At 62.1% G+C, this 11,690-nt stretch carries 9 protein-coding genes and 1 pseudogene; 6 read left to right on the forward strand and 4 right to left on the reverse strand.

What is annotated here, in order from left to right; all coding sequences use genetic code 11:
• Positions 1 to 70: 70 nt before the first annotated feature.
• Both JWR98_RS07575 and dinG read right to left on the reverse strand, forming a co-directional pair.
• Positions 71 to 2,367 (reverse strand): annotated as a pseudogene (locus JWR98_RS07575) (beta-galactosidase).
• 88 nt (positions 2,368 to 2,455) lie between these two features.
• Complete coding sequence (dinG, locus tag JWR98_RS07580; protein WP_003172348.1) at positions 2,456 to 4,600, reverse strand: ATP-dependent DNA helicase DinG; 2,145 nt, start codon at positions 4,598 to 4,600, stop codon at positions 2,456 to 2,458.
• Positions 4,601 to 4,699: 99 nt separating this feature from the next.
• Here dinG and JWR98_RS07585 point away from each other — a divergent pair, with 99 nt between their 5' ends.
• The gene (locus JWR98_RS07585) at positions 4,700 to 5,164 is read left to right on the forward strand and encodes a CopD family protein (RefSeq protein WP_078731902.1); all 465 of its coding nucleotides are present in this window, start codon (positions 4,700 to 4,702) and stop codon (positions 5,162 to 5,164) included.
• 159 nt (positions 5,165 to 5,323) lie between these two features.
• On the opposite strand, the gene JWR98_RS07590 is transcribed toward JWR98_RS07585, so the two are convergent.
• Positions 5,324 to 6,082 carry a collagen-like triple helix repeat-containing protein gene (locus JWR98_RS07590; RefSeq protein WP_078731901.1) on the reverse strand — a complete coding sequence of 253 codons (759 nt, stop codon included), beginning with the start codon at positions 6,080 to 6,082 and terminating at the stop codon, positions 5,324 to 5,326.
• A gap of 156 nt (positions 6,083 to 6,238) precedes the next feature.
• A complete protein-coding gene (locus JWR98_RS07595) occupies positions 6,239 to 6,934 on the reverse strand; it encodes a PA1041 family peptidoglycan-binding anchor lipoprotein (protein ID WP_078731900.1) in 696 nt (231 codons plus the stop codon).
• 190 nt (positions 6,935 to 7,124) lie between these two features.
• Here JWR98_RS07595 and JWR98_RS07600 point away from each other — a divergent pair, with 190 nt between their 5' ends.
• From JWR98_RS07600 to JWR98_RS07620, 5 genes are all read left to right on the forward strand, one after another.
• Positions 7,125 to 7,622, forward strand: a complete 498-nt coding sequence (locus tag JWR98_RS07600) for a DUF6231 family protein (RefSeq protein WP_003172342.1) — start codon at positions 7,125 to 7,127, stop codon at positions 7,620 to 7,622.
• A 4-nt stretch (positions 7,623 to 7,626) separates the two neighbouring features.
• The gene (locus JWR98_RS07605) at positions 7,627 to 8,097 is read left to right on the forward strand and encodes a YchJ family protein (RefSeq protein WP_003172340.1); all 471 of its coding nucleotides are present in this window, start codon (positions 7,627 to 7,629) and stop codon (positions 8,095 to 8,097) included.
• Positions 8,098 to 8,116: 19 nt separating this feature from the next.
• On the forward strand, positions 8,117 to 8,599 hold the full coding sequence (locus JWR98_RS07610) for an LEA/WHy family protein (protein ID WP_003172339.1): 483 nt from the start codon (positions 8,117 to 8,119) through the stop codon (positions 8,597 to 8,599).
• A complete protein-coding gene (locus JWR98_RS07615; protein WP_003189235.1) occupies positions 8,596 to 8,796 on the forward strand; it encodes an SEC-C metal-binding domain-containing protein in 201 nt (66 codons plus the stop codon). Before JWR98_RS07610 ends, JWR98_RS07615 begins: the two co-directional genes overlap by 4 nt.
• Before the next feature lie 169 nt (positions 8,797 to 8,965).
• The gene (locus JWR98_RS07620) at positions 8,966 to 11,407 is read left to right on the forward strand and encodes a penicillin acylase family protein (RefSeq protein WP_205489640.1); all 2,442 of its coding nucleotides are present in this window, start codon (positions 8,966 to 8,968) and stop codon (positions 11,405 to 11,407) included.
• The last annotated feature ends 283 nt before the right edge of the window (positions 11,408 to 11,690 follow it).

The following is an 11,690-nucleotide window of genomic DNA, read 5'->3' on the forward strand; positions in this document are numbered from 1 at the left end:
CGAAAACGCCATGAAAAGTGGCGGTCATTGTTCCAGCCCTTGTGGCTTTTGTGAACCCGTCAACGCTCAATCAATGACCATTACCCGAATGCCCACCGGCATGCCCGGCGCCCTGCCCCGAACCTTTGCCGGCATGCCCGGGTTTGCCGCCTTCGCGTTCACGCACCTCGTCGTCCGGCTTGGCCTTTTGCGCCTCCTTGCCCAACTGATCGACCGCCTCCAGGTTGCTTTTGCGCACATTCTCGACAAACCCCTGGAACGGCATATCGGTAATGCCCACCAGGCCGAAGTGGCCGTTTTCGCCGTCCAGTAAGCGACCGGTCACCGGCTGATCCAGGTATTGAAACCAATGCACGCCGACAATCGACGGTTCGGCCATGGCTTGCTTGAGAAAGCTGGCATACGCCGCGCCGCGATCCTCTTCACGCGCCAACTGGGTCACACCGCCCCAGAACGGCCCTCGGTCGGCGGAGCCGAAGTTGAACTCGGTGATCAGCACCGGTTTGTCCAGCGCCCGCAACGCGGCGAAGTCATAACCGTCCTGCGGCTTGAGGGTGTACATGTTGAAGCTCAGCACGTCGCAATATTGCGCGCAGGATGCCACCGCTTCCGGCGTGCTGACGGCATAGCGGCCGCCCAACAACAGCTGGTTGGGCGCGTGCCATTTGAGCGAGTCGGAAATGGTCTTGAAGTAGGCGTCGGCAAAGGTCTTCTGGAAGTACTTGAAGTCCGCTTCGATTTCCGGATGTTCGGGGTTGGGCATCGGCGGCTCGAAGCCTGGGTCTTCCATCAGCTCCCAGCCGGTCAACTGGATACCCCAGGCTTTCGATAGCCCCTCCTCGTTACGGTACTTGTCGCGCAGTTGCTTGAGGAACGCGCGTTTGGCCGGCACGTCGGTGGTCATGCGCAGTGTGCCGTAGGCCAAGGCGTAGCGGGATTTGGCATCATCACCCGGACCGGCCCAGGCCAATTCGTTATCGGCGAAGAAACCGATCAACCACGGATCGTCGCGGTGATCGCGGGCGGCAATGGCCACGGCGCGCTCAGTGGCCATGGCGAAGCGCGGGTCGAACGGGTCGGGCATGCCGCCCCACCAGTCGGTGCCGGTGCTGATGCTGGCGTAATCGCCGACGATCGACAGCGGCAGGGTGTACGGCACGCGGTCGGCGGCGGCCAGAGCGTCGTCGCTCCAATTGCCTACCGTGTTGAAACCCCAGGCCTGCAGGCGGTCGAGGGTATGCGCGACCCAACGTTTCTGGTCGAAGCCTTCACCACCATAGGTTCGCTGCAGGTTGGCGCCGTAGAAATCGTACCAGCGCCCGGCACCAAAACTACGTCCTTCGCCCGCGCCATTACCGCTGCGGTTGTCGCCGCTGCCGTAGTACTTGTCAAAGGGCTCACCGGCCTTGGGCAGCGCGGCAAACATCCACTCACGCCCGGCGACGTAGGTCTGGCTGTTGTCCGGGGCCACGGTATTGACGCCCAGGGAGTAGAACGGATGGCCCAGCGGAGTCACCAGGTACCAGCGACCGTCGCGTTTTTCGGTGCGGAAAAACCCGCTGGCCTTGAACGCCGGGCCTTTGTTCCAGCCGCCGTATTGATCCAGTGAGGATTTGTCCCGCGTGGCCAGCCAGCCTTGGAGCTGAGTCTGTTCCTTGGCCGCGGCGCCTTGAGCTGCTCGTCACTGCTGACCTTCTCCGGCCAGCGCGCACGGGTGGATTGACCATAGGCATCCACCAGTTCGCTGTAGGCAGCCTTGAGCACCGGTTCGCTGTCCTGCACGCCAAAGCGCTCCAGCAGGATGCTTTGCGCCGCGTTGGGCTTGAGCATCGACAAAGTCACCGAAACCACCTGGCTGCGGTCGATGTCCCCGGCACTTGCGGCCAGCAACACTCGCTGCCCCTCGACGGTGATCGGCATCGGCGGGCCGGCCTTCATGCCCTGGCTCAGCGGCGAGTTCGCTTGCAGAGGGATCAACAGGGTCTGGGCAGGGCCGGCCGGCAGGTCGATGCGGCTGACCAGTGTCTTGCCGTCACTGCTCTGCACTTTGACGTAGAGGGTCAGCGCCCAGTCCATGGCGCTCTGGATGCGCAGGCTCATGGCGCCCGACTGTGACCAGTCCCACACGCCGTTTTGCGGACTGAGCACCAGGCTCGGCTCGGCAGCCGGGTTGAACGTGATGCGGCGCAGTACCTCGCCCTCCGCGGTTTGTTCGGCGTTGTATTGCGGCAGGCTGGCGTCCTGGGTCGCCACCTTGACCACATCGGCCGGACGGACAAAGTTGAACAGTGTCTGTTGCCCGGCTGGCGCGGCCATCAAGGGCGTAGCGAACAACAGGGCAAAAAGGGCGGGCAGCGTGCGAATCATACGAGCAAGGTTCTCCCAGACGGCCGGTGAATGGCCTGATGAAATACATGAGATAGACCACGGAGTGGGCGAATCCGCCCACGGTGGCTTAAGAAATTTCGCGCCTGAAGGGAGGCAAGGCATTAAGGATGGCTTTGCCATAGCGCTGAGTGACCAAACGGCGATCGAGCAAGGTGATGGTGCCGCGGTCTTCTTCGGTACGCAGCAAGCGCCCGCAGGCCTGCACCAGCTTCAGGGAAGCATCCGGCACCGAGATTTCCATGAATGGGTTACCGCCCCGCGCCTCGATCCACTCGGCCAACGCCGCCTCAACGGGGTCGTCCGGTACCGAGAACGGGATCTTGGCGATCACCACGTGCTCGCAGTAGGCACCGGGCAAGTCGACGCCTTCGGCAAAACTCGCCAGGCCGAATAGCACGCTGGAATCGCCACCGTCCACCCGAGCCTTGTGCTTGTTCAGGGTTTCCTGCTTGGACAGGTTGCCCTGGATAAACACCTGCTTGCGCCAGTCGCGGTCGAGACCATCGAACACGTCCTGCATCTGCTTGCGCGAGGAGAACAGCACCAGGGTGCCGCGCGAACCTTCCACCAGCTCCGGCAGGTCACGGATGATCGCCGCGGTGTGTGCCGCTGCGTCCCGTGGATCGGCCTTGAGATCGGGCACCCGCAGCACGCCGGCATCCGCATGGTGGAAGGGACTCGGCACTACCGCAGTGACGGCTTTTTTCGGCAACCCGGCGCGCATGCGGAAGCGATCGAAGGTGCCCAGGGCGGTCAGCGTGGCGGAAGTCACCAGGCAGCCGTAAGCCACGTTCCACAGGTTGCGGCGCAGCATTTCGGCGGCGAGAATCGGGCTGGCGTTGACCTCGATATCAAACAACGCACCGCTTTCCGACAGGGTCAGCCAACGGGCCATGGGCGGGTTGTCTTCCGGGTCTTCGACGGTAAAGGCGGTCCACAACTCCCAGTTGCCCTGGGCGCGGGACAACAGGCTGCCGAACAGCGGGTACCATTCTTCGGCCTGGTTGCTGGCGATACCGATATTGACTTCGCCATCCATGCCTTCCTTGAGCAGGTCGGTCAGGCGGGTGAACAAGTCGGTCAGGCGCGAAAAACCTTTCTTCAGCTCGATGCCCATTTCGCGCATATGCTCGGGAATCATCCCGCCGACAAACCGGTGGCGGGGCCGCTCACGGCCTTCGACGTCTTCGCCGGGCTTGAAGTCGGCGACCTGTTCGCAGGCGCTGAACATGAACTGCTGCTGGGTCTTGATCTCCCGCGCCAGCTCCGGCACTTGCTCGATCAGCTTGCCCAGATCGCCGGGCAACGGGTGCTGGGCCAGCAATTTGGTGAGGTTCTTGGCGGTGGACTCCAGCCAATCGGCAGTGGAGCGCAGGCGGGTGTAATGGGCAAAGTGGCCGATGGCCTTGTCCGGCAGGTGGTGACCCTCGTCGAAGACATAGAGGGTGTCACGCGGGTCGGGCAGCACAGCACCGCCGCCCAGGGCCAGGTCGGCCAACACCATGTCGTGGTTAGTGACGATCACGTCGACCTTGCCCATGCCTTCGCGCGCCTTGTAGAACGCGCACTGGCCGAAGTTGGGGCAATGACGGTTGGTGCATTGGCTGTGGTCGGTGGTCAGGCGCGCCCAATCGGCGTCTTCCAGGGCCGTGGGCCAGCTGTCGCGATCGCCGTCCCATTTGTTGCCGGCCAGTTTCTCGATCATGCTGGTAAACAGCTTCTGGCTGACTTCATCAACCTCGATTTTGAAGCCTTCTTCTTCGAACAGCGACGCCGTGGCGGTTTGCGCGTGGCCTTCCTGCAACAGCACGTCGAGTTTGGACAGGCACATGTAGCGGCCACGGCCCTTGGCCAGGGCGAAGGTGAAGTTCAGGCCGCTATTGCGCATCAGGTCGGGCAAGTCTTTGTAGACGATCTGCTCCTGCAGGGCGACGGTGGCGGTGGCGATCACCAGGCGCTTGCCGGCGGCCTTGGCGGTGGGGATCGCCGCCAGGCTGTAGGCCACGGTCTTGCCGGTGCCGGTGCCGGCTTCGACGGCCACGACCGCAGGCTCACCGTCGCGGCGGCCTTCGTCGTCGGTGTCGATATCACCGAGGACCTTGGCCACTTCGGCGATCATCAGGCGTTGGCCGTAGCGCGGTTTCAAGCCCTTGGCTTCGAGAAAACGCGAATAGGCGCCCTGGATCGTGGTTTTGAGTTCAGTGCTGATCATGAATAGTCGGGCGCAAAAAACGCTGGATAAATTTTCAGTGGTTCGGATCGGCCGCTATCATACCCCGCTAATTAATCCCGCGCAGAACGGAGTACCACAATGACCGCGTTTAGCCTCGCCTACACCCTGCATGTATTGGCCGCCCTGATCTGGGTCGGCGGTATGTTTTTCGCCTGGATGATCCTGCGCCCCGCCGCTGTGGCGGCACTTGAGGGCCCTGCACGGCTCACGCTGTGGGCAAATGTGTTTCAACGTTTTTTTGTATGGGTGTGGGTCGCCGTGCTGATTTTGCCGATCAGCGGTGTAGGCCTGTTGCAGCTGCGCTTCAACGGGTTTGAGACGGCGCCGCGCTACGTGCAGGTGATGATGGGCTTGTATCTGGTGATGACGGCATTGTTTATCCGCATCCAGGCGCTGAAGTTTCCAGAGTTGAAGGCCGCGGTGGCGGCTAAGGATTGGCCGGCGGGCGCGGCAACGCTGGGGCAGATTCGCAGGCTGGTGGGGATTAACCTGATTGTGGGGTTGTTGGTGGTGGCGATTGCTTCGGCTCGACCGATGTTTTGAGCGCCTCATCGCAGCATGGGTATCCACACAACTTCCGCTGAGCGAAAAATCCACGGCCAATGGGCTGTTGTGATGAGTGGGCAACTCCTGCTCCCACTTTTGAAATGCATTCCAAGTGTGGGAGCAGGGCTTGCCCGCGATGGCGTCAGAGCAGGCGATTCAGAGCCGCTGAATAGTCACAGAACCCGCAGGCCCCACCGGCCCCGGCTGCCCTTCCAACCCTGGGCGACCCTTTTCGCCGCCATCGGCGCGGTACACCAGGCAGCCTTTGGATTCGCCACCCTTGCCAGGTTTACCGGCAGTGCCGGGCAACCCCCCTGCCCCGCCCTCGACCCACACTTTGATCTGCTGCGCCGGGAATTCCTTCGGCAACTCGACGCGCACCTGCGCGCCCGCGGCGCCCGGCAGGCCGTCACCGCCGTTATCGCCATTGAAGCCACGCCCGGCCGAGCCCCAAGTGCAACCCGGGTCTTCGCCGTTAGCGCCATCGAGCCCGGAATAACCCTGGGCACCCGCGCCGCCACGGGCATCCACCGAGAGTTCTTCAGCCGTCAGGTTATTGATGCGCAAGGTCAGGTCACGTCCGGGCTTGGCGGGTTTTTCATGGGTGCCGGGCGCGCCTCGCGACGTGATCTGGCTGCCGTGCTCCAGCTGTGCCTGGCTTACTTGCAATTGCAGCGCGGTATTGCCGGGCACAATGGCGATGCGTGCGTCGCGGCCCAGGTGCAGTTCATCCACCGTGACCTGGCTGATGCTGGACGGGATCAGCAAGGTGCCATAATCCGCCACATCCAGGCGCTCCAGTTGCAACACGCTGGTGCTGCTGGGCAGACGCATCAACGAGTTGGTTTCAACACGGACGCTTTGAGCCAGGGCTACGGGGCTGACCAACAGGGCCAACAAAAAAACCTTACGCATCATGGGGCTCCTGAGTGTTTTCAAATTTTTCTTTGGACGCACAGTAACGACTTCTACGGGCGCTTTGCCAGTGAAGGATCAAAAAAGTTAATAAAGGGGAGGTTTCAACGAGGATCGCCGGCAATGCCCCTGTGTAATCCACAGGGGCAAGGGCTGTCAGCGATTGATCTGGATTTGCGTCCGGCGGTTCAAGGCCCGACCCTCTGCAGTTTTGTTGTCGGCCACCGGCTGGCTTTCGCCCGCGCCGACAACAGACACAAAGCTACTGCGCGGCACGCCACGGCTGATCAGGTACTCCGTGACCGAATGCGCGCGTTTTTGCGAGAGTTTCTGGTTATAGGCCTCCGCACCGACACTGTCGGTGTGCCCGCTGACCCGCAGTTGGGCACTCGGGGCTTCCTTTTTCAAGCGAGTAGCGATGGTGTCGAGCGTGATCTTGTCCGCCGCGGTCAACTTGGCCGAGTCGAACTGGAAGTGCACGTCACGGATCACGATGGTTTCTTCCTTGACCACGGCCACCTCTTCAACCGCAGCCGCCGGAGGCGCGGGCGGGCAACCATTGGCGTCCACCTGCATGCCTTTAGGCGTACCCGGACATTTGTCGCGGCTGTCCGGCACGCCATCGCCGTCTTCATCACCATCGCCGTGCACCCAGCAATAGGCGCCGGCCATTCCGCCGACGAGCAATGCGCCATAGCCGGCGTAGGCCGAGCTTTCCGTGGCGCCGATCGCTGCACCGGTCACACCGCCGACGGCGGCGCAGGTGGGCCAATCGGTTTTTTGCAAACCTGCGCAACCTGTCAATACTCCGGTTAGCAGAACCAAGGGTAGAGCTGTACGCATGATGCTCATCAGTTTTCTCCTGGAGGGATCGGCGGGGGCCGACAAAAAGAGTAAAGACCGCTCTTTTCAACCACGCCAGTCAGCCACGCCCCCGTATTTATTGAGGTTGGCCGTTCATGTAGGCGTTTTCGCAGTCACCCGCTCTAGGCCCGCGCGCTTAGCCGCGTTAGTCTCTAGGGTCCTGATGTGAGGATCTTTGATGAACGCCGGTATTTCTGTCCGTACCCCCCAGCAAGCGCTGGCCGCCCTGCTCGACCTGCACCAGCCCAAACGCCTGTTGCTGTTGGGTGCCAGCCAATTTCCGGCGCTGGATGCTTTCAAGCAAGCGCACCCCGACACTCAAGTGTCCGTGGCGGCGCCTGGGCCCTTGCCCGCAGAACTCGCCGCCCAGCGTTTTGACCTGGCGCTGGTGGTGGACTGCCTGGAGCACCTGTCAAAACCACAAGGCCTGACCCTGCTTGGCGGCATTCGCAACCTCAACGCCAGCCGCATTGCCGTATTGGTGGACCTGGGCGCCTGCGATTGGAAGGACACCGACTTCTTTTCCCTGGCGCTGCAGGCCGGCGAACGCTTCCAGCGCGATGAACAGGTGCTGACATTGTTCACCTACGACCTGCTTGACTATAAACAGGTGCCCGACTGGCTCAACGCCCGCTTCTGGGCCAACCCGGAAAACTTTGGAAAGTATTGGTGGTAACCCAATGAGTACATCCATTTGCCCCTGCGGCAGTGGCAACCTGCTGGATGCCTGCTGCGGCCATTATCACGCCGGACACCCGGCACCTTGCGCCAGCGCGTTGATGCGTTCGCGCTACAGCGCCTATGTACTGGGCCTGGTGGACTACCTGGTGGCCACCACGCTGCCCGCGCAACAGGCCGGTCTGGACCGTAACGCCATGGCCGCCTGGAGCGCCCAGAGTACCTGGCTCGGCCTGGAGGTAGAAAACTCGGAGGTGTTCGGTGGCCAGCCGGAACATGCGTTCGTGACCTTCACCGCGCGCTGGCATGACAACACCGGCGAACATAGCCACCGCGAACGGTCCTCTTTCGTACAAAATGGCGAACGCTGGTATTTCATCGACCCGACGGTGGAGGTGAAGGCCGGACGCAACGATGCCTGTTTGTGCGGCAGCGGGCAAAAATTCAAGAAGTGCTGTTCCAGCTACTTCTGACCACCACAGGACCCACGCCATGCTCCGGATCTACAGCTTGATGCTGGCGTTAACTTTCGGCCTGACCGGTTGTGCGTCGTGGTTCGAAAATGACTTGCCCCCGCCCCACGTCTCCCTGGTGAAGGTCGAAGTGGTACGGGCCAAGCTGCTGGAGCAGAAATTCAAGCTGTACTTTCGCGTGGACAACCGCGACGACGCCGACCTGACCGTGCGTGGCCTGATCTACAAGGTCACCCTGGGGGATTTTGTGCTTACCGAAGGCGAGTCCAACGAGTGGCTCACCGTACCGCCGCGAGGCCACGCGTTTTTCAAGGTGTCGGTGCGCACCAACCTCTGGCCGCAGATACGGGATGTGGTGCAGATGCTGAAAAAACCCAGGCGGCCCGTGCCTTATCGCCTGGAAGGCGAGCTGAAAACCGGATTATTCATCGGTTATGACGTGCAGGTAGCCCACAATGGCGAGATAATCCCCGGCGATTTTATTCCGGAGCAACATCGATGACTCAGCAACCCCATGTCCATGGTCCCGACTGCAACCACGATCACGATCATCATGATCACGACCACGGTCATGTCCACGGCCCGAACTGCGGCCATGCTCACCAGGAGCCCGTGCGCAACGCTTTGAAAGACGTTGGCCGCAACGATCCTTGCCCATGCGGCAGCGAGAAGAAGTTCAAGAAGTGTCACGGGGCGTAAGCCACACAGATAATCCTGAGACCTGATGCGGGAAGGACTTGCTCCCTCCCACATTGATTTGTACAAGACTCAAGTTCTCACGCAATTGCCACAACTCCTGCTTGCGTCGTTTCGCCGCGCTCACTAACGTAGCGCCTTTACTGACGCTACCCCCCGCAGGAGCTTTGCCATGGCCTCGCCAGCCCTCTCACATTTTCTTCCCCGGTTCGGCGTTGCCGCGGCAGTGGCCAGTGCGTTAAGCCTGGCCGGTTGCCAGCTCCAGAGCACCCAGGACACCCTGCCTCCCGTCACCGGTGTGCAGCCAATCAAGGGCCTGGCACAGAATGTGTCGGTGCGTCGCAATGCTCAGGGCATGCCGCTGATCGAAAGCAACACCTTCCACGACGCGCTGTTCACCCTGGGTTATGTGCACGCCAGTGACCGCATCACCCAGATGGTTACCCTGCGTCTGTTGGCCCAGGGCCGCCTGGCTGAGATGTCCGGGGCCGAGGTGCTGGATGTCGACCGTTTCATGCGGGCGGTCAACCTGAAGAAAAGCGCCGGCGAGCTGTATAACGCCTCGTCACCGCGCCTCAAGCGCTTCTTCGAAGTGTATGCCCGTGGCGTCAACGCCTACCTGTTCCGCTACCGCGACAAGCTGCCGCCGGACCTGGCCCAGAGCGGCTACAAGCCCGAGTACTGGAAACCGGAAGATTCGGCGCTGCTGTTCTGCCTGCTGAGTTTCAGCGAGTCGGCCAACCTGCAGGAAGAGCTGGCCTCCCTGGTGCTCGCGCAAAAAGTCGGCGTCGACAAACTGGCCTGGCTTACCCCAAGCGCACCGGATGAACCGATCCCCCTGGCCGAAGCCGACAAACTCAAAGGCGTGAACTTCAGCCAGATCAGCGGCCTGGCCGGGCTGGACACGGTCAGCCAGCAACTGGGCAGCCTCAATGCGCTGGCGGTCACCACCTCGAGCAACTGGGCGATCGGCCCGCAACGCAGCCGCAGCGGCAAGAGCCTGTTGGCAGGCGACCTGGCCGCCCAGCCGCAAGCCCCGTCGCCGTGGAGTTACGTGCAGATCCGCGCCCCTAAATACCAGGCGGTCGGTGCCTCGATTGCCGGCCTGCCGACGCTGTTGTCCGGGTTCAACGGCAAAGTGGCGTGGAGCATGAGCACGGTCAAGGGTGACACCCAGGACCTGTTCCTGGAAAAGGTCAAACGCCAGGGCAACGCGCTGTACTACGAGAACAACGGCAAATGGCTACCGGCGGGCGTGCGTAACGAAACCTTCTTCGTCAAAGGCCAACGCTCGATTCGCGAAGTCGTGTACGAAACCCGTCACGGCGCCCTGCTCAACAGCAGCCAGGCGCTCACCAGCGGTCTGGGCCTGGCCCTGCAAACCGCCGACTTCAAAGACGACAAGAGCCTGGATGCGTTTTTCGACCTGTCCCGCGCGCAAAACGCCGGCAAGGCGTCCGACGCGACCCGGGAAATCCGCGCAATTGCCCTCAACATGATCTTCGCCGACGCCAGCAACATCGGCTGGCAGGTCACCGGCCGCTTCCCCAACCGCCGCGAAGGCGAAGGCCTGCTGCCCTCGCCGGGCTGGGACACACGTTTTGATTGGGATGGCTACGCCGACGCGATGCTGCACCCCTATGACCAGGACCCGGTCCAAGGTTGGATCGGCACCGCCAACCAACGCACCGCACCGCGCGGTTATGGCATGCAGTTGTCCAATTCCTGGGACGCGCCGGAGCGCAGCGAGCGTCTCGCGCAGCTGGCCAATGCGGGCAAGCACGACAGTCGCAGCCTGATCGCCATGCAATACGACCAGACCACCACCTTCGCCGCCAAGCTCAAGACCATGTTCCAGGCACCGGGCATGGCCCAGCCGCTGAAACAGGCAATCGATGCACTGCCGGCCGCCGACCAGGCCAAGGCGCGCGAAGCACTGAATCGCCTGATGGCCTTCGACGGCCGCCTGGCTGCCACCTCCGCCGACGCGGCGATCTATGAGCTGTTCCTGCAGGAAAGCAGCAAACAGATTTTCCTCGACGAACTCGGCCCGGAAAACAGCGCCAGTTGGAAGGCATTCATCAGCAATGCCAACCTGTCCTACGCCGCCCAGGCCGACCACCTGCTGGGCCGCGAAGACAGCCCGTTCTGGGACGACGTGCGCACCGCGCAAAAAGAAGACAAACCGGCGATCCTCGCCCGCAGCCTGGCGGCCGCGATGACCGCCGGCGACAGCCAGTTGGGCGCCGATCACAAGGCCTGGCAATGGGGCAAGCTGCACAGCACCACCTGGAAGAACGCCGCCGGCCGGATCATTCGTGGCCCGCTGGCGTCCGGTGGCGACCACAACACCTTGAACCCCTCGCCGTATAACTGGGGGCAAAACTTCGACACCACCCAGGTGCCGGCGCTGCGCATGATCGTCGACTTCGGCCAGGCGGAACCGATGATGGGCCAGGGCGGCATCGGCCAATCCGGCAACCCGGCCAGCCCCAACTATGCCAACGGCATCGACCCGTCGCTCAAGGCGCAATACCTGAGCTTCCCGATGCAGCCGCAGAACTTCGAGAAAGTGTATGGGAAGACGCGGTTGACCCTGACCCCGGGGAAATAACCCAGCTCCCATCTGAAGAAACCGGCACCAAATGTGGGAGGGGGCTTGCCCCCGATAGCGGTCTGTCAGGTACTGATGTTCTGCCCGACACACTGCTATGCGGCAGCCCCTCCACATTTGGATCCCATGCATTCAGATAGAACTTCTGCGTCCGGCCTCATCTCCTAAGTAACAAGCCCACCTCCCCGGTCACCCCATGGACCTCGTCATCGCCCGCCCCGAAGGCCTCTATTGCCCTGCTGGAGATTTCTACATTGATCCCTGGCGCCCGGTCGAACGTTCG

The sequence above is a fragment of the Pseudomonas lactucae genome, from assembly GCF_016937615.1.
GTDB lineage: Bacteria > Pseudomonadota > Gammaproteobacteria > Pseudomonadales > Pseudomonadaceae > Aquipseudomonas > Aquipseudomonas lactucae.